The following is a 17,090-nucleotide window of genomic DNA, read 5'->3' as shown; positions in this document are numbered from 1 at the left end:
TCAGGAACACGGCCATGGGTGGCAGTAGAGGATTACGTGGTGAAGCGGCGATCGTCGGGTATGTCGAGTTGCCGCCGGAGCGGATGAACAAGGCGACACCCGCGCCGTTCACGCTCGAGCAGTGGGCCGAACTGTCCGCCGCCGCGCTGGACGATGCCGGAGTGCCCGCCGAGTCGGTGAACGGCATCGTCACCACGCATCTGGGCGAGTCGGAGATCTTCGTGCCGTCCACGGTGGCCGAATACCTCGGTGTGGACGCCAATTTCGCCGAGGTCCTCGACCTCGGTGGCGCCAGCGCCGTCGGCATGGTGTGGCGCGCGGCCGCGGCCGTCGAGCTCGGCCTGTGCGACGTGGTGTTGTGCACGATCCCCGCCCGCTACCTCACGCCGATGTCGGAGAAGAAGCCCAAGCCGTTGATCGATGCGGTGTTCTTCGGCTCGTCGAGCAACCAATACGGCTCGCCGCAAGCGGAATTCGAGATCCCATACGGCAACCTCGGACAGAACGGCCCGTACGGGCAAGTGGCCCAGCGCTACGGAGCGATCTACGGCTACGACGAACGGGCGATGGCCAAGATCGTCGTCGATCAGCGGGTCAATGCCAACCACACCGAAGGCGCGATCTGGAAGGACAAGCCGCTGACCGTCGAGGACGTGTTGGCCAGCCCCGTGATCGCAGACCCCTTGCACATGCTGGAGATCGTCATGCCCTGCGTCGGTGGGGCCGCCGTCGTCGTGGCCAACGCCGACGTCGCCAAGCGGGCCCGCAACCGCCCGGTGTGGATCAAGGGCTTCGGTGAGCACGTGCCGTTCAAGACCCCCACCTACGCCCAGGACCTGCTACAGACACCGATCATCAAGGCCGCGGACACCGCGTTCGGCATGACGAGTCTTGTTCGCTCCGACATGGACATGGTGTCGATCTACGACTGCTACACCATCACCGTCCTGCTGAGCCTCGAGGACGCCGGGTTCTGCGAGAAGGGCAAGGGCATGGCGTTCGTGGCCGACCACGACCTCACCTTCCGCGGCGACTTCCCGCTCAACACCGCGGGCGGTCAGCTCGGATTCGGTCAGGCGGGGCTCGCTGGCGGCATGCACCACGTGTGCGACGCCACCAGGCAGCTCATGGGCCGCGCCGGCGAGGCGCAGGTCCCTGACTGCAACCGCGCGTTCGTATCCGGCAACGGCGGAATCCTTTCCGAGCAGACGACGCTCATCCTCGAGGGAGATTGATCGGACATGACGACCTTCGAACGACCCATGCCGGTGAAGACGCCCACCACCGCGCCGTTCTGGGATGCGCTGGCCCAGCACCGTGTCGTCATCCAGTACTCGCCGTCGACCGACGCGTGGGTGTTCTATCCGCGGGTGCGCGCACCGCGCACGCTCGCGAACGACTTGGAATGGCGTGAGATCTCGGGGCTGGGCACGCTGTACTCGTTCACGGTGGCGCGCCGGCCCGTCGGTCCGCACTTCGTCGATGCCGTGCCGCAACTGCCGGCGATCGTCGAATGGGACGAAGGCCCAAGGTTCTCCACCGAACTGGTGAACGTGGATCCGGCCGAGTTGGTGATCGGGATGCGCGTGGCGCCGGTCTTCTTCGACTATCCCGAGCACGACGTCACCATGCTGCGCTACGAGCCCGCCAAGGGCTGACTCAACGGCGCGTCCGCCTACGCATCGATTCGTCGATTCCAAACCCCATACTATGGGGTTTACAGTAGCGTTCTCGGCATGTCAGGGCTTGACGCATCCAAGGTCAGCATCGTCCCCTACGTGTCGTTGGCGGACGCGTCCGTCCAGGACCACTCCACGGCGGACAGGCAGTTCCCCGGCGTCTACAACGACGCCCTGTTCCTGTGGGCGATGGTCGACACCGAGGACGGGAAGCGCTACGAGCTGATCCGCGAGTTGTCGGCGAGCGCCGCGTTCGACTTCAACCTCCACGAGTGCTCGACGGACCTCTGGACCCATCCGCGGAACGTGCGGTTCCCTGGCGAGCACGACTTGTACTGGGGACTGATCATGTGGTTCGAGCGGGAGGGAAAGCAGATCGTCTACCCAGCGCACGCGGAAATGCGTGCGCGACACCGCATGCGGATCTCGCTCGGCCCGAACGAGTACGTCTGGAAGGAAGACGACGGGTGCATCGACGTGGTGCTGACCCCGCTGCCGATGAACGTGACGGCCATCTACGTTCCGGGATTACCCGACGACGTGGGCTACACGAGTTCGGGATGCACGGTGGCGGGCAGCATCGAGGGGTCGGCCATCACCGGCGGTTACGGCGGACTCGACCGGATGTACTGCCTGCCCGGCCACAGTGCGCACAACTCGAAGATCGCTGAGCTCGAACACTATTGGTTCGTGTGGGGATCAATTCTGGAGGACGGGACCTGGGAGACCGGCAACGCGATGCTGGGGCCGGGCAACTACGCGACGGCGACCTTCCACCGCCAGGGTGAGCCCCCGATCATCGGGACCAACGACGGCGTGGACTCCAAGGTGATGTGGGAGACCAAGGGCGACGTGAGTCAACCCCATCGCGCGAGCCTGTCCTTCGGCGGCCGCACCTTCAACTTCGAGGCCACCCACAACGCGGCGGCGGCCGGCATCTCGCTCGGCATCGCCTGGGTCCACGGGATCATGGCCGAGGAGGGCGGACCGAAGCCGGCGAAGAGTTGGTCGACGATGGAGGTCATCAAGTCACGCGCGACACCGCGCGACTGATTTAGCCGCCGCTGTTTAGCCGCCGCCCAGGCAGAAGTTGGGCACGCAGAACTGCGCATGACCAGGTCCCACGTCAGCGCTGGCTCCTGGCACGTTGGCCTGGGCACCGTCGGGCCCAGCGGTCGCGCCCGCACCGGGGACGGTGGCCCCAGCACCATCCGGACCCGCTATCGCGCCTGCGCCAGGAACGTTGGCTGCGGCACCGTCGGGCCCGGCAATCACGCCTGCACCTGGCACGGTGGCTCCGGCCCCTTCCGGGCCAGCCACCGCACCCGCACCTGGCACGGTCGCTTCCGCCCCGTCAGGCCCAGCCCACGCGCAGTTCTCGACCTCCACGCACGGCGCCGGCGGGTCGGCAAGCGCCGCCGGAACGCCGAGCGGGGTCAAGGCGAGGGCGGTCGCGGCCGCACCAGCTAGGAAGATTCGCTTCACGGGATCGATGTTCATAGCCATGAGGGCCGGGTACCACACTGGCGCGCGCGTGAAACATTCAATATCAACCCGCCCCGCACCCCGCTAGCTCTGCTTCGATGGCGTGTCGACGGCGTTTGCTGTCTGTCCCAATGATTCCCGTGTTGTCCTGGCCAACACCCCCGGCCCCGTCGTCAACGCCCTTCGCCAAGGTGCGACGCCGTCGACTTCGATCTCGATGGATATGGATAGCACGGTTCGGATGAGCACGATAAGGCCGAGGATGGCGGCGTCGGTCAGCGACGGCGTCGACGTGACCGTTTTGACGATGTCGGCCGCCACCAACAATTCGAGCCCGAGCAGAATCGCGCCGCCCAGCGAATCGCGCAGGGTCTTGAAGGCCTTGGACCCGTCACCAGACCGCTTCCACGTCACGCACGCCAGCAGGAAGGCAAACAGCGAGCCGACCACCATCGCCGACACGCCAAGCACTTCGAACGCCTGGGTCGCCCGCTCGAAGAAGGTCTCCAAATGCATGCTCGGGATTCTTCCTCGGTCGGGCGGCCGTCGTTGCGATACGGGGTGTTCGCATCGGTTTTCGCCGACGCTACGACGTCAGCGCGGCGATCTGTTTGGCGATGAACGCATTCCAGTCCGATGCGCGTTCGACCAGGACGTCGCGCACCTTCGGGTCGGTGTACAGCATGAACGTGTCGGCCAGAATCGCCTCGGCCACCTGCTCGCCCACGACGTCCGGGGTCAGCAACCCGAACTGAGCGCCGGGCGGGCGGGTGGCGACCTCGGGGCCGAACGTCGGTGGCATGGTCGCCATGATGTTCGTCAGCACTGGGCCCGGGCACAGCACCGTCACCCCGATGCCCTGGGGCTGCAGGTAGAGCCGCAGCCCCTCCGAGAGCTGCACGATCGCGGCCTTCGTCGCCGCGTAGGGCAGTCGGTCGTAGGAGTAGGTGAACAGCCCGGCGAACGACGCGGTGTTGACGACGTGTCCGTGGCCTTGCGCGATGAGTAGCGGCAGGAACGCCGCGTTGCTCCGCACGACCGACATCAGGTTGGTGTCGATGATCCGTTGCCACTCGCGGACGGGCAGATGGTCGGGCCGTCCGCTGGTGAGCACCCCGACGTTGTTCATCACGACGTCCACCTGGCCGAAGCGCTCGATGGCGAAGTCACGCAGCTCGTCGAACGTCGAGTCGACGGTGACGTCGCAGCTGACCGCGGCGGATCGTCCTCCCGCCGTGTGGATCTCGTCGGCCGCGGTGCGGGCTCCGTCGACGTCGACGTCGGCGATCACGACGCTCGCGCCGCGCCGGGCCAGCGACTGCGCGGTGGCGCGCCCGATGCCGCTGGCGCCGCCCGTGACGATGGCGACGGCGTTCGTTAGTGACGTCATCGCACGGTGAAGCCCGCGTCGAGCGGCCACTGGATGCCGGTGATGAACTTGGCCTGGTCGGAGACGAGGAAGGCGACCGCGTTGGCGATGTCCTCGGGTTGGAGGATCGGCAGGGGCAGGGCGTTCTGCATGCCCGCGATCGCGTTCTGGCCGCCGGCGGCCGCCTGCTCCATCAAGGCCGCCATCGCGTCGTTCTGCGTCATGCCGCTGGCCACCCCGGTCGGGTGAATGGTGTTCACTCGGATCCATTCTGGGGCAAGGAAGGTCGCGAGGTTCTGCATGAGCGCGACGAGGCCGCGTTTCGCCGCGGCATAGGCGTTGCCCGCCGCGTTCAGCGAGGGTGTGCCCTTGAGCCCCGCCGTGGAGCTGGTGATGACGATTGAGCCGCCGCGGCCCGCGTCGCGCATCGCGGGCAGAGCTGCGCGCACCGTGTGATAGACGCCGGTGAGGTTCGTGTCGATGACGTCGTTCCACTCGGCCAGGAAGTCGTCGGATTCCGGTCCCAGCCGCACGATTCCGGCGTTGGCGATGATGATGTCGAGCCTGCCGAACTCGTCGTGGCCGTCCTGAAAGGCCGCGCGAAGTCCGTCGTAGTCCCGGACGTCCGCCTTGCGCGCGAGCATCCGGCGCCCCTCCTTCTCGACGAGCCGGGCGGTCTCCTCGAGTTCGGCTTCGGTTCCATTGGGGTAGCCCATCGTCGGGATGTCCGCGCAGATGTCGACGCCGATGACGTCCACGCCGTCGCGGGCAAGCCGGACGGCGTGCGCGCGGCCCTGACCGCGGGCGGCGCCGGTGATGAACGCAACGCGCCCTTCGAGTTCCGTGGTCACAGTCGCTCCTCCGTCAATCGGTTCGGTTGTTCGGTGCAGATGCGGGCCCACGCCTCGGTCGCAGCCTCCTGCAGCACGTGAGCCTTGGGAAAGCCGCTGTAGGCCGAGAATTGGAGAATGACCTCGTTCATCTCCGCGGGCGTGAGATCGCCGGAGGCCAGTGCGGATCCGACGTGCGAGTGGATGGGGTAGAGCGCATCCGACACCCCGACGCAGGCGACGGTGATCAGCCGCCGTTCGCGCCTGCCCAGCTTGGGGCGCTGCCACACATGGCCGAAGACGAACGCCAGGATGCCCGCGTGAAAGTAGGGCGAGTCGGGCGCCGGTGCGGGCACCTTGTTGATCTCGACGAAGCAGCGTTCTCCATTGCGCAGTCGTTCGTCGTGGTCGGCCGGACCAAGCGCTTCCGACGGAAGCTCCGGGTAGACGAGTTCCTCGCCACGCTCCGCCGCCAAGCGCGCCGCTTGTATGCGGATGGACATCTCGGCCGCAGAACCCTTGGGCCAGCCGCAGTAGACCGCGAAGTGCAGTACGAATTCGAGCAGCTCCTCGAGGCTGATGTCACCGCTGGCCAGTGCGGCGTAGACGTGTTCGTCGATGGACGTGGCTGCATCGGCGGCGCACACGCACGCGAGCGTCACGAACCGGCGATCCCGACGACTCAAACCCGTTCTCGCCCAGACCGTTCCGAAGACGAACTCCTCGGTTGCCGCGGCCAGCGGCGACGTCGCGACGGGTGGGTCGGCCACCATCACCTCGCGATAGGCGCGTACTGCTCGATCATCCACGTCTCGATACCCCGTCTCTAATGCGAACGCTCGAACTCTAAGGCCGTTGACTTAGTTAGTCCAGGGTGATTGGCTGATCGGGTGCCCTCGACCTCGAGCGCGGCCCTTGGCCCGTCGGCCAAGCAACAACTGATCCTCACTGCGGAGCGCCTGTTCGCCACCCACGGTGTGGACGGCGTGCCGTTGCGGCAGATCGGTACGGCGGCCGGCATGGGGAACAAGTCCGCTGTGCAGTATCACTTCGGCTCCAAAGAGGCTCTGCTCCAAGCCATCCTGGCGAGTCGGCTCGAGCACCTGACCCGCCGCCGCACCCTGCTTGAAGCCCGGATGCGCGTCGACGACCTGCGCAGCGTCGTTGAGGCACACCAGCTGCCGCTCATGGAACTGGCCGAGGACGAGGACTGCTACTACCTGCCGTTCCTCGAACAGGTCCTGCACCACCGTGGGCCCGAACATCCGCTGGCGACACTGCCGCCGAGCCACGTCCAGTCCCATCAGGCCTACGTGCAGCGGGTGGGCGACCTCATCGACCAAGTGCCGCAACGGCTTCGCAACTTGCGCATCCACTACGCCTCGTTGATGTGCGTGCACGCCTGCGCCGACCGCCACCACGAACTGGTATCCGGTTCGCTGACCCTGTCGTATGCCGAACACGTCAGCCACCTGCTCGACGGAGTCGTCGCGTTCCTTGCGGCCGCACCGTCGGCGGAGACGATGGCGGCGTTGAAGGAGCACTCCGCTGACCCGCCCGCGTTGCGCGCACTGCCCTAGCCGGCCGAGTCGGCGCCGGGGATCGCGACGGGGGCCGTCCGGAGCGCCGCGACGACCCCGCCGTCGACCGGGACGTCGACACCGTTGACGAAGCTGGCCGCATCGGAGAGCAGGAACGCCACGACGGCCGCGAGCTCGTCGGGTCTACCTTCTCGGCCCAGTGGCGTCTGACTTACCAGGAAGTCGTTCGTCGGCCGGGCGGCGGCTTCTTGCCTGCCCATCGGGGTATCGATGATTCCCGGTGACACGCAGCAGATTCGGGCCCCACGTCGACCGAACCGAACCGCTTCGCGCTGCACAAGACGTTGGACGCCGCGCTTGGCCCACAGGTAGGCGACGCCGGAATCGGTCAATGTCGGACCGAGCGCGTCCCTCAACCGGTCGGCGAAGGCCGGACGCAGCGGTTCGTCGAGTTCGGCGTCCGCATCGGCGGTGACGTCGACGGGCAGCAGCAGTGGGGCAATGGAGGCGAAGCACACGATGGCAGAGCCGGCCGACGTCACCGGAATCAGCGCCTCGACGAGCCGGGCGGTGCCGACGAGGTCGACGTCGAGCACCTGGCGCCAGTCGGCCATCGTCGGCGAGACTCCTGCGGCGTGCGCCACGGCGCGAAGCGAGCCCAGCCCGTCGACGTGCCCGACAAGGCGTTGCAGGCCTGCCGAGTCGGTGACGTCGAGCACGAACGGAACGACGTCGGTGGCGGTGCGCCCAGCCAACGTGCCGACCGCCGCGGCCAGCGACGCCTCGTCGCGATCGACGAGCACCAGCGTGTCGACGGTCTCCGCGAGCCGTGCGGCACAGGCGGCGCCCATGCCGCGTGCCGCGCCGGTGACGATCCCGACCGACGTCACCCCGCGCCCTTGAGGTGGACGCTGATGTCGCCGACGAGGTCGTTGTGGATCAGCCGCTCGGTGAAACGCCATCCGCCGTCGACCTTTTCGAGGCGATCGTGCCAGCGGCCGGCGAGGATGGGCTGCAACGGCAGGTCGGGGTGGCCCTGCAGGGCGGTGTAGTACGAACGGGCCACCGCGGTGGCCCCGGTGGCGTCGAGCTCGACGATCAGGTTGGTCACCACATGCTTGGTGCGCGGAATCCCGTCGTAGAGCTGCACCGTCTGCTCGATCAGCGACCGAACGGCGTCGGCGCCGCGGAACTCGTGGTCGGAACCGGCCATGGTCACCACGGCGTCGGCGAAAAGCGCTGCCAGCGAGTCGAAGTCCCCGAGGTCGAGGAACTCCGCGTAGGAGTACACCAGGTTCTTGATGGCCTGCACGTCGTCGGTCACGAGGCGGACCCGGGTGGGTGTGGAAGGGATCGCACCCATCCGGCGAGCCGGTCCCACAGCAGCTGCCTGGTGCCCGCGGTGTTGTGGCAGTGCGCGGATCGTTCGAGTACGTACATCGTGACGTCCTTCGACGAGTAATAGGCGCGCATCTCGTCGCGGTGGTTGGGTGTCGAGTCCCGTTCTCCGAATCCGATGAAAACCGGGCACCGCACGCGTCCCGCATGGTCGGTGGCGATGTACGGGACGATGGACAGCGGGCCGGTGACGCCGGGCAGGTGCGCGTTGGTTTCGTCGTCGGCGGCGATGACCTCGGGCGGCACGTCGTCCCAGTAGAAGTGCTCGCGCATCGCGGGCATGGTGCGGTCGGCCATGAACGGCTCGTCGAGCAGGCCGGCGCTGGCCGACGCCAGGATGGACTCCAGGTTCGGTGCGCCGACGCCGCCCTCTGTGCCGAACGTGACGATGGGGCCCGCCGTGCCGAATCCCAGCGAGGCGATCGCGTCGAAGCTGCCGTGCAGCGACTGTTGGAAGATCGCGAGCATGGCGCCCATCGAGTGTCCGACGCCAACGGTCGTTCCGATGTCGAGTGGGCCCAGGTTGGGCAGCAGCGTGCCGTGGCGAGCACGGTCGGCCAGCGCATCGAATGCGGCGGCGTTGGCGGCCGCGACGACGTCGGGCATCAGTTCGATCGCACGTGGGTGACGGGAACTCTCGCCAACGCCGATGTGGTCGACGGCGATGACCAGCATCCCCTGCGCGGCCAGGTGTTCGGCGAAGCTGTAGCCCGGGTGTCCTGGGACTTCGAGGTGCCAGTACGCCTTGGTGTAGCTGCCGCCGGGTAGGCAGAACAGCAGCGGCACGGGGCGATCGGTGGGCGGCGGCGAGAAGACCCACGCGGCGACGTGATGAGTCCCGGTGATGGGAAGGGCTTCGCTCACATCGACTTTGACGGACGCCGGCGACGCCGTCACCGGCGCATCGGGGTCCGTGGGCGCCTCCACCCGTCGATGACACCACGCTGCGCGGGCTAAGTCAATGGCCTTACTATTCAGTTCATCGACTTTATTCCCGTCGTGTGAGGTACTGATAGGCCCTCCCTGACCACAGCCGACCAGGCTTACGGTCGACGTCGAGAACGTCGACCGAGGTTGGGAGTGACCGCAATGAAGAACGCCACGCTGAGGGACCTGAAGGTCGCGCGCATCGGGCTGGGCGCGATGGGCATGTCGGCCGTCTACACCGGAGCCGGTAGCGACGACGCCGAGTCGATCCGGACCATCCACCGGGCCCTCGACTTGGGTGTCACGTTGATCGACACCGCCGAGATCTACGGCCCATTCATCAATGAGGAACTCGTGGGACGCGCCATCAAGGGTCGCCGCGACGAGGTCGTGCTGGCCACCAAGTTCGGCTTGGTCTCGCACGCCGGCGGCGGCCCATGGAACCTCGACAGCAGCCCGGCCAACGTTCGCACCGCGGTGGAGGGATCTCTGAAGCGGCTCGACACCGACCACATCGACCTCTACTACCAGCACCGCGTGGACCCGAACACGCCGATCGAGGACACCGTCGGCGCACTGGCCGAGTTGGTGGCCGAAGGCAAGATCCGCCACATCGGGCTGTCCGAGGCCGGAGTCGGCACGATTCGCCGCGCGAACGCCGTGCATCCGATCACCGCGCTGCAGTCGGAGTACTCGCTGTGGACCCGCGACCCCGAGGCGCAGACGCTGCCCCTGCTGCGCGAGCTCGGCATCGGATTCGTTCCGTACTCGCCGCTGGGCCGTGGCTTCCTCACCGGCACCATCCGCTCCACCGATGGGTTCGCCGACTCCGACGCGCGCAAGGACAACCCATGGTTCACCGGGGAGAACTTCGAGCGGAACCTCGCCGCTGCGGACGAGGTCGTCGCGGTGGCCGCCGAAGTGGGCGCCACCCCGGCGCAGGTTGCGCTGGCGTGGCTGCTGTCCAAGGGTGATGACATCGCCCCGATCCCGGGGACCAAACGGGTTTCGCGGCTGGAGGAGAACGTCGCCGCCGACGCAGTGACCTTGACCGCCGAACAGCTTGCCAAGCTGGACGACACCACGCCCGCCGTCGGCGATCACCACAACGCCGCGCAGATGCAGATGATTGGCCGCTGATGAGGACCACGACACTGGGCGAGGCTGGCCCGCAGGTCGGCGTCATCGGGCTGGGCTGCATGGGCATGACCCACGGCTACGACATCGGCGGGACCCGCGACGACGCCACGTCGATCGCGGTGGTGCACGCGGCGATCGACGACGGCATGACGCTGCTTGACACGGCAGACGTCTACGGGCCATTCACCAACGAGGAGGTCGTCGGGCGAGCACTCGCGGGCGGTTACCGCGAGCGGGCGGTGCTCGCCACCAAGGTGGGCCTGACCGTCACCGACCAACATGGTGGCCCCGGTGGCTCGCCGGCCATCGCACCCGACGGCCGACCCGAGCACGTCCGCGCCGCGATCGACGAGAGCCTGCGCAGACTCGGCACCGATCACGTCGACCTCTACCAACTGCACCGCGTGGATCCCGCTGTCCCCCTTGAGGAAACCTGGGGTGCACTTGCGGAAGCGGTGCAGGCGGGCAAGGCCCTGCGCCTCGGTTTGTCGGAGGTGACCGTCGAGCAGATCAAGGCGGCCCAGGCGGTTCATCCCGTGGCGTCGGTGCAGTCCGAGTTCTCGCTGTGGACGCGCGACGTGATGGCCGAGGTGCTGCCGTACTGCACGGCGCAGGGCATCGCGCTGCTGCCGTATTCGCCGCTGGGCCGGGGCTTCCTGACGGGCCGGTTCACGTCGGTCGACGACTTGCCGGAGCAGGACTTCCGCCGCGGGTTGCCGCGCTTCGAGCAGGAGGCGTTGCGCGCCAACCTCGAAATCGTCGAGCGGGTCAGGCAAGTCGGTGAGCGCATCGGTGCGACGCCGGCCCAGGTGGCGCTCGCGTGGCTCGTCGCGCAGGGGCCCTACGTCGTGCCGATCCCCGGAACCAAGACTCCGAAGTATCTGGCGGACAACGCAGGTGCTGCCGACGTCACGCTCGGGGAAGCGGACCTCGCCGAACTCGATCACATCGGCCCTGCGGTCGGGGCACGATACTGGAGGTGAGTGGAGTCAAGACGATGCCTGCGGCATTCATCGGACATGGCAGCCCGATGAATGCCCTTGAGCTCAACCGGTACACGTCGAGCTGGCGCGCCTTCGGTCAGTCCGTTCCGCGGCCGCGCGCCATTCTGGTGATCAGTGCGCACTGGTACACCAACGCGACCGCCGTGACGGCGATGGCCCGCCCCCGCACCATCCACGACTTCTACGGATTTCCTTCGGAGTTGTTCGACGTGCAGTACCCGGCGCCGGGCCTGCCCGAGCTCGCCGAGGAGATCGCCGACGTCGTCGAGCCCACCTGGGTCGGCGCCGACGTCGACAGCTGGGGCATCGATCACGGCACCTGGTCGGTGCTGCGACACGCCTTCCCCGATGCGTCGATTCCCGTCGTGCAACTCTCGATCAACGCCAACGAGCCACTCGACTATCACGTGGCACTGGGCGCGCGGCTGGCCGCCTTGCGCGATCGTGGCGTCTTGATCGTGGGCAGCGGCAACATCGTTCACAACCTGGGCGGCATGAACCCGTCCTTCGCGGACAGCGGCTTCGACTGGGCCATGCGGTTCGACGAACAGGCCAACGCACAGCTTCGCGCCGCCCCCGCCGACGTCTTGAAGCTCCTCGACCACCGCGACTACCACGCGGCGGTGCCCACCCCGGACCACTTCATCCCGATGCTCTACTTCGCGGGCCTCGCCGGTGCGCAGGATGTCGCCGACGTCGGCGTGCTGGTCGAGGGATGCGCTTACGGTTCGCTGTCCATGACGTCCTACGTCATCGGATCTCAATGACGCGACGTCAGCTCGTGTCGGCCACGAACTCCGCGACGAGCCGCCCCAACTCGGCGCCCTTCTGCTCCTGAACGAAGTGACCAGCACCCGCCACTGTGGTGTGCTTCTGTCCGGCGGCACCGGGGATCTTGTCCTGAAAGACCTTGTCCCAGCCGCGAGTTGCGGGATCTCCGTCCGAGTAGGCCGTCAGGAACGGCCGCTGCCACTGCTGCAGGGCGGCCATGGTCGAGCGCCCGATGGCGGCACCGGGGTCGTTGCGAGTGAGCGGAACCAGCGCGGTGAGCTGACGCAGCCCGGCCTTGTACGACCGGTCGGGGAACGGAGCGTCGTAACCGGCCAGCACCTCGGCGGGTAGCGGCCCCGCCACCGCGTCGAGGAAGAAGCTCGGCACGATGTCGGGGGAGCGCTGATAGAAGGACACGTAGTCGAGCAACGTTTCCTGCAGCAGCACCTGGCCGTCGCCCACTCCGTGGTGCGGCCACGTCAGCGCTCCGGCAAGAGCTGGGTCGCACGTGTGCAGGATGGTGTTCGTCGCGAACACCCGAGCGAACCGGTCGGGATCGCGGGCCAACACGCTCAATCCGATTGGGCCGCCCCAATCCTGGACGACGAGGGTGAGCTCCCGTAGGTCCAAACCGGTGACCAGGGCGTGTATCCAGTCGACGTGACGCGCGAACGTGTACGTCGTCGGCTCGGTCAGCTTGTCGGAACGGCCGAATCCGATGTGGTCGGGCGCGATGACTCTGAGCCCGGCGTCGACGAGCACGGTGATCACGTCGCGGTACGCATACGACCACGTCGGCTGCCCGTGGAGGAGCAGGACGGCGGGCGCGTCGGAACGTCCGACGTCGACGTAGTGCATGCGCAGCGGAGGCACGCCCTTCGCCTGGACGTCGACATAGTTGGGCGGGAACGGATAACCCGGGAGGTTCGCGAAGCGCTCGTCGGGAGTTCTCAACACGCTCATGTGGAAGCTCCCGACTTCTCGACGAAGGCCAGCAGCTGCGGGTCGTTCGAGGTGAACCGGTCGACTTCCTCGCCGCCGTCGCAACGCATCAAGGCGACCGTCACCCCGCGCTGGGTTTGCGCGACCACCTGCCAGGTGGCCCCGGAGTCCTCCCACCGGGTCAGCTCGGCGACGTAGTCGCGTAGGGCGCCAGCATCGTCTGCCATGGCTCTACGATTCCATTCGATGAACATCAGTCGCCAGGTCCCCCCGCCGTGGACGTGAGCACGCGCGTGGCGGCGGCCACGACGTTCGTGTGGTTGGGCATGGTGCTCGCCATTTCATTCGTCGAAGCACCGCTGAAGTTCCGAGCGCCCGGCGTGACGCTCCGGATCGGATTGGGCATCGGCCGGTTGATCTTTCGTGCGCTCAACACCCTCGAGTTGTTGTTCGCCGTCGTCATCTGCGCCGTGCTGTTCACCCACCACACCCCGGACAGGCTCAACATCGCGATCACCGTCGCCGTCGGCATGCTCCTGCTCCAGCTGGTGGTGGTGCGCCCGCTGCTGTCGCGGCGCACCACCGAAGTGCTCGAAGGCGACGAGACCGAACGGTCCCGAGCCCACTTCGCCTACGTCGCACTCGAACTGGTGAAGGTCGTGTCCCTGGTCGTCGCGGGCATCGCGATACTCGGAATGTGAGACCATCGCCCGATGAGGCTGGGTTTGCACGCGCTGGGCATCGGTGCCGGCGCCAACCGTGCCGTGATCGGCGAGGTGTCCGTCGCCGCGGAGCGCTGCGGGTTCGCGACGCTGTGGTCGGGCGAGCACGTCGTCATGGTGGACCGATCCGCGTCGCGCTACCCCTATAGCGACGACGGCGTGATCGCTGTTCCCGCACAAGCGGATTGGATCGACCCGATGATCGGGCTGAGCTTTGCGGCGGCCGCAACTTCGACCATCTCGATCGCCACCGGCGTGCTGCTGCTGCCCGAGCACAACCCGGTGCACCTGGCCAAGCAGGCGGCCACGCTGGACGTGCTGTCCGGTGGCAGGTTCACTTTGGGCATCGGCATCGGTTGGTCACGGGAGGAGTTCGACGCACTCGGCGTACCCTTCGAGCGACGCGCGGCCCGCACCGCCGAGTACGTCTCGGCCGTGCGTACGTTGTGGCGCGACGACGTCGCCTCGTTCGACGGCGAGTTCGTGCGGTTCGACTCCGTTCGGGTCAACCCGAAGCCCGTACGCGACAGGCGCATCCCGATCGTGTTGGGTGGCAACAGCGACGCCGCCTTGCGCCGCGCGGCTGCGTGGGGTGACGGTTGGTACGGCTTCAACGTCGACGACGTGCCCGCCGCGGCCGAACGGCTGGCGACATTGCGGACGCTGTGCCGCGAGATGGACCGCGATCCCGAGGAACTGCGGCTGGCGGTGGCGCTGCGGGATCCACAGCCTGCGGACGTCGATGCGCTTGCCGAGCTCGGGGTGCACGAGTTGGTGGTGGTGGCGGGCCCACCGGAGGACGCGCGGGAAGCGGCCGAATGGGTGGCAGAGCTCGCTTCGCAGTGGGCGCCCGAGGTTTCCTGAATGGATTGAGGCTTCCCTCTTTGCCGTAACCGGTGCACCGCGCCAAGGATCGCGGCTCGTCGAACCCGATCGGTTCGGTTCGAGCGCTTCTGCGAATCACCGACGGTTGCTGGTGTAGCCAGCAATAATGCGATTCAGGGAGCGTTCGAAATGGGGATGAGTGACGCAGTTGCCGGTGTCGCGAAGGGGAGCGACGGATTTGCCCTGCGCATCGGAGTCCCTGTTGCGCTGATCGGTCTGGCCGGTGTCGGCTGGTGGTGGTCTGCCCGCGTGGCCGCGGAGATGACCGGCGGCCAGACGGACCCCATGGGCATGGATTCCATCAGCGGCGAGATGACCGACGGCGCGATGGGCTCCATGGCCGGTCCCATGTCGTTCGCCGCCTTCGTCGTGGCCTGGGTGGCGATGATGGCCGCGATGATGCTTCCTGCCATCCTGCCGGTCGTCATGCTGTACGCCAGGGCGGCGGGCCGGGGTACCGTCGCGCCGCTGCCGTTCTTCGTGGGCGGCTACCTGGCGCTGTGGACGACGCTGGCGGTTCCCGCCTATCTGGCATGGCGCGCGTTGGAGATGCCATTGGCCGACGGGCGGGCCTGGGCCGGTCGTGTCGCGGGCGCCACGCTGCTCGTCGCGGCGGTGTGGCAGATCAGCCCGCTGAAGTCGGCGTGCCTGCGCCACTGCCGTTCGCCCCTCGGGTTCTTCATGCGCTACGGCAAACGCCTCCGCCGTCCCGGCAGCGCGCTTCGCATGGGTGTCGTGCACGGCGCGTTCTGCATTGGCTGCTGCTGGGCCCTGTTCGCCGTCCTGGTCGCCAGCGGCAGCATGAGCCTGCTGTGGCTGGCCGTCTTCACCGCGTTGATCGTCCTCGAGAAGAACTCCCGCTACGGCGAGCGCATCGCCCTCGCGGCCGCGCCCGTCCTCGCCGTCCTCGGCGCGGCACTGCTGATTTCCCCGTCACTGGTAACGATAATCGCCTAGGAGGGCACCATGTCAGTCACCGCAACCACCACCGCCTGGCGCCTCAAGGGCATTGGATATGAGTTCTGCAACTGTCAGCCCGGCTGCACCTGCAACTTCAGTGGGTATCCGACGTCGTCGGACGGCAGCTGCAAGGCCGCAGTGGCCAACCGGATCACCGAAGGACACTGCGGCGACGTCGACCTGTCCGGTGTGACCGCGCTGATGATCATCGACTGGCCGAAGGCGATCCACGACGGTGACGGCAAGGCCGTCTTCGTCGTCCCGCCTGAGGTCAGCGACTCCCAGCTTGACGCGCTGGCCCAGATCTATACCGGCCAGCTCGGCGGCATGCCGTGGGAAATCCTGGGCACCACCTACCAGGTCGTGGGCGTCGTACGGGCCGAGGTGAACCTCGACGACGACGGAATCAACAGCGGGTTCAGCGTCCCCGGTGTGGGCGAGGCGAAGGGCACCACGCTGAAGAACCCCGTCACTGGCGAGGATCACCGCGCCGCGATCGTGCTCGAAACCGGCTTCATCTGGAAGCGCGGAGACTGCGGTCAGGGCAGCTTCGACGTCGAGGCGGAGGGCATCCACCTGTCGTTCAAGGACAGCAACTGGATCTACTACGACTTCGACTGGACCAACACCGAGTAATCGGCGTCGACCGACGCGCTCGATGCACTGCGTGACACGGCCCGAACCGTCTCGCGCGAACTGGGTGCGCCGGTATGGCCACCGCGTCGGTACCACTGAGGTTGACCAGAAGGTAGGCAAACCTACCCTTAGTTCATTCCGGTAGAGTTCCTGGCGAAATGACGGAACTTGAAGAGGCTCTGCCGGTTCTCCCACGTGAATTGACGTCACTCTCGGCAGAGGTGCGCTCGATCCCCGCGCCGCCGACCCCGGTACTTGCCGAGCCGTATCACTTCCGGCTCGCCGACGCGGACGTCGACGCTGAGCTGATCTCCGAGTGGATGAACCGTCCGCACCTGGCCGAGGGGTGGGAGTACGACAACCCGCCCACCTGGTGGCGAGGATATCTTCGGGCCCAGCTCGCCGGCGAGTACTCGCGGCCCTTCGTCGGCAGCTTCCGCGGCAAGGAGATCGCATACCTCGAGGTCTATCGGGCGGCCAAGGACTCCATCGCGCCCAGGTACGCGTCCGACCCGCATGACCTCGGCGTGCACGCCGCGATCGCCGACCTGCGCTTCGTCAACAAGGGCCTCGCCCCAATGCTGCTTCCGCGGGTGATGGCCAGCCTGTTCGAGCTCGAACCGCAGTGTCGTCGCATCATGTTCGACCCCGACCATCGCAACTCCGGGGCCCGCGCGGTGTGCGAATGGGCCGGCTGCACGTTCCTCGGCGAGCACGACATGGCGAACCGTCGCATGGCGCTGTACGCCTTGCCGCGCACGCCCGAGGACGCGCCGAAGCCCCTGGGTTAGGGCAGTTGGT

General features: G+C 67.3%; 22 protein-coding genes. 12 read left to right on the top strand and 10 right to left on the bottom strand.

Features of this window, described 5'->3' with window-relative positions; translation table 11 throughout:
* The first annotated feature begins 14 nt into the window (after window positions 1–14).
* The 3 genes from SLQ33_RS29000 (at window position 15) to SLQ33_RS28990 (ending at window position 2,732) form a co-directional block, all read left to right on the top strand.
* A complete protein-coding gene (locus SLQ33_RS29000) occupies window positions 15–1,235 on the top strand; it encodes a thiolase family protein (RefSeq protein ID WP_319457372.1) in 1,221 nt (406 codons plus the stop codon).
* Window positions 1,236–1,241: 6 nt separating this feature from the next.
* Window positions 1,242–1,658, top strand: coding sequence for a Zn-ribbon domain-containing OB-fold protein (locus SLQ33_RS28995; RefSeq protein WP_319457371.1), 417 nt, complete (start codon window positions 1,242–1,244; stop codon window positions 1,656–1,658).
* 78 nt (window positions 1,659–1,736) lie between these two features.
* Complete coding sequence (locus SLQ33_RS28990) at window positions 1,737–2,732, top strand: hypothetical protein (RefSeq protein ID WP_319457370.1); 996 nt, start codon at window positions 1,737–1,739, stop codon at window positions 2,730–2,732.
* Window positions 2,733–2,747: 15 nt separating this feature from the next.
* On the opposite strand, the gene SLQ33_RS28985 is transcribed toward SLQ33_RS28990, so the two are convergent.
* The 5 genes from SLQ33_RS28985 to SLQ33_RS28965 form a co-directional block, all read right to left on the bottom strand.
* Window positions 2,748–3,185 carry a hypothetical protein gene (locus SLQ33_RS28985; RefSeq protein ID WP_319457369.1) on the bottom strand — a complete coding sequence of 146 codons (438 nt, stop codon included), beginning with the start codon at window positions 3,183–3,185 and terminating at the stop codon, window positions 2,748–2,750.
* 63 nt (window positions 3,186–3,248) lie between these two features.
* Window positions 3,249–3,680, bottom strand: a complete 432-nt coding sequence (locus SLQ33_RS28980; protein WP_319457368.1) for a DUF1622 domain-containing protein — start codon at window positions 3,678–3,680, stop codon at window positions 3,249–3,251.
* A gap of 70 nt (window positions 3,681–3,750) precedes the next feature.
* Entirely contained in the window at window positions 3,751–4,554 is an 804-nt protein-coding gene (locus SLQ33_RS28975; protein ID WP_319457367.1) for an SDR family oxidoreductase, read from the bottom strand.
* Window positions 4,551–5,384 carry a mycofactocin-coupled SDR family oxidoreductase gene (locus tag SLQ33_RS28970; protein WP_319457366.1) on the bottom strand — a complete coding sequence of 278 codons (834 nt, stop codon included), beginning with the start codon at window positions 5,382–5,384 and terminating at the stop codon, window positions 4,551–4,553. Before SLQ33_RS28970 ends, SLQ33_RS28975 begins: the two co-directional genes overlap by 4 nt.
* Window positions 5,381–6,136 carry a carboxymuconolactone decarboxylase family protein gene (locus SLQ33_RS28965; protein ID WP_413467732.1) on the bottom strand — a complete coding sequence of 252 codons (756 nt, stop codon included), beginning with the start codon at window positions 6,134–6,136 and terminating at the stop codon, window positions 5,381–5,383. Before SLQ33_RS28965 ends, SLQ33_RS28970 begins: the two co-directional genes overlap by 4 nt.
* A 117-nt stretch (window positions 6,137–6,253) precedes the next feature.
* Between SLQ33_RS28965 and SLQ33_RS28960 the strand changes: the two genes are divergently transcribed.
* The gene (locus SLQ33_RS28960; protein ID WP_319457364.1) at window positions 6,254–6,943 is read left to right on the top strand and encodes a TetR/AcrR family transcriptional regulator; all 690 of its coding nucleotides are present in this window, start codon (window positions 6,254–6,256) and stop codon (window positions 6,941–6,943) included.
* On the opposite strand, the gene SLQ33_RS28955 is transcribed toward SLQ33_RS28960, so the two are convergent.
* The 3 genes from SLQ33_RS28955 to SLQ33_RS28945 are packed head-to-tail and all read right to left on the bottom strand — an operon-like array spanning window position 6,940 to window position 9,229.
* Window positions 6,940–7,794 carry an SDR family oxidoreductase gene (locus SLQ33_RS28955; RefSeq protein ID WP_319457363.1) on the bottom strand — a complete coding sequence of 285 codons (855 nt, stop codon included), beginning with the start codon at window positions 7,792–7,794 and terminating at the stop codon, window positions 6,940–6,942. The two genes, SLQ33_RS28960 and SLQ33_RS28955, sit on opposite strands and share 4 nt — an antisense overlap.
* Window positions 7,791–8,228: a nuclear transport factor 2 family protein gene (locus SLQ33_RS28950; protein ID WP_319457362.1), complete on the bottom strand. Its 438-nt coding sequence runs from the start codon at window positions 8,226–8,228 to the stop codon at window positions 7,791–7,793. The genes SLQ33_RS28955 and SLQ33_RS28950 overlap by 4 nt, the downstream gene beginning before the upstream one ends.
* Window positions 8,225–9,229 carry an alpha/beta hydrolase gene (locus SLQ33_RS28945; protein WP_319457361.1) on the bottom strand — a complete coding sequence of 335 codons (1,005 nt, stop codon included), beginning with the start codon at window positions 9,227–9,229 and terminating at the stop codon, window positions 8,225–8,227. Before SLQ33_RS28945 ends, SLQ33_RS28950 begins: the two co-directional genes overlap by 4 nt.
* Before the next feature lie 162 nt (window positions 9,230–9,391).
* Between SLQ33_RS28945 and SLQ33_RS28940 the strand changes: the two genes are divergently transcribed.
* From SLQ33_RS28940 to ygiD, 3 genes are read left to right on the top strand one after another with little or no spacing between them, the layout of a single operon-like run.
* Window positions 9,392–10,369, top strand: coding sequence for an aldo/keto reductase (locus SLQ33_RS28940; RefSeq protein ID WP_319457534.1), 978 nt, complete (start codon window positions 9,392–9,394; stop codon window positions 10,367–10,369).
* Window positions 10,369–11,352: an aldo/keto reductase gene (locus SLQ33_RS28935; RefSeq protein ID WP_319457360.1), complete on the top strand. Its 984-nt coding sequence runs from the start codon at window positions 10,369–10,371 to the stop codon at window positions 11,350–11,352. The genes SLQ33_RS28940 and SLQ33_RS28935 overlap by 1 nt, the downstream gene beginning before the upstream one ends.
* A gap of 14 nt (window positions 11,353–11,366) precedes the next feature.
* Window positions 11,367–12,140, top strand: a complete 774-nt coding sequence (gene ygiD / locus SLQ33_RS28930; RefSeq protein ID WP_319457533.1) for a 4,5-DOPA dioxygenase extradiol — start codon at window positions 11,367–11,369, stop codon at window positions 12,138–12,140.
* 7 nt (window positions 12,141–12,147) lie between these two features.
* Here ygiD and SLQ33_RS28925 read toward each other — a convergent pair whose 3' ends face one another.
* Both SLQ33_RS28925 and SLQ33_RS28920 read right to left on the bottom strand, forming a co-directional pair.
* Window positions 12,148–13,107: a haloalkane dehalogenase gene (locus SLQ33_RS28925; protein WP_319457359.1), complete on the bottom strand. Its 960-nt coding sequence runs from the start codon at window positions 13,105–13,107 to the stop codon at window positions 12,148–12,150.
* Window positions 13,104–13,313, bottom strand: a complete 210-nt coding sequence (locus SLQ33_RS28920) for a hypothetical protein (RefSeq protein WP_319457358.1) — start codon at window positions 13,311–13,313, stop codon at window positions 13,104–13,106. The genes SLQ33_RS28925 and SLQ33_RS28920 overlap by 4 nt, the downstream gene beginning before the upstream one ends.
* 48 nt (window positions 13,314–13,361) lie before the next feature.
* Between SLQ33_RS28920 and SLQ33_RS28915 the strand changes: the two genes are divergently transcribed.
* From SLQ33_RS28915 to SLQ33_RS28895, 5 genes are all read left to right on the top strand, one after another.
* Window positions 13,362–13,787, top strand: coding sequence for a hypothetical protein (locus SLQ33_RS28915; RefSeq protein WP_413467728.1), 426 nt, complete (start codon window positions 13,362–13,364; stop codon window positions 13,785–13,787).
* Between the two features lie 12 nt (window positions 13,788–13,799).
* Window positions 13,800–14,672 carry an LLM class F420-dependent oxidoreductase gene (locus SLQ33_RS28910; RefSeq protein WP_319457357.1) on the top strand — a complete coding sequence of 291 codons (873 nt, stop codon included), beginning with the start codon at window positions 13,800–13,802 and terminating at the stop codon, window positions 14,670–14,672.
* A 156-nt stretch (window positions 14,673–14,828) separates the two neighbouring features.
* On the top strand, window positions 14,829–15,650 hold the full coding sequence (locus SLQ33_RS28905; protein WP_319457356.1) for a DUF2182 domain-containing protein: 822 nt from the start codon (window positions 14,829–14,831) through the stop codon (window positions 15,648–15,650).
* Between the two features lie 9 nt (window positions 15,651–15,659).
* Window positions 15,660–16,289, top strand: a complete 630-nt coding sequence (locus tag SLQ33_RS28900; protein ID WP_319457355.1) for a DUF1326 domain-containing protein — start codon at window positions 15,660–15,662, stop codon at window positions 16,287–16,289.
* A 158-nt stretch (window positions 16,290–16,447) separates the two neighbouring features.
* Window positions 16,448–17,080 (top strand): GNAT family N-acetyltransferase, encoded by a 633-nt coding sequence (locus SLQ33_RS28895; RefSeq protein ID WP_319457354.1) that lies wholly within the window; start codon window positions 16,448–16,450, stop codon window positions 17,078–17,080.
* Window positions 17,081–17,090 lie beyond the last annotated feature (10 nt).

The organism is Mycobacterium sp. RTGN6, assembly GCF_033804605.1.
Taxonomy (GTDB): Bacteria; Actinomycetota; Actinomycetes; order Mycobacteriales; family Mycobacteriaceae; genus Mycobacterium.
This window is presented reverse-complemented; position numbering and strand designations above follow the sequence as displayed.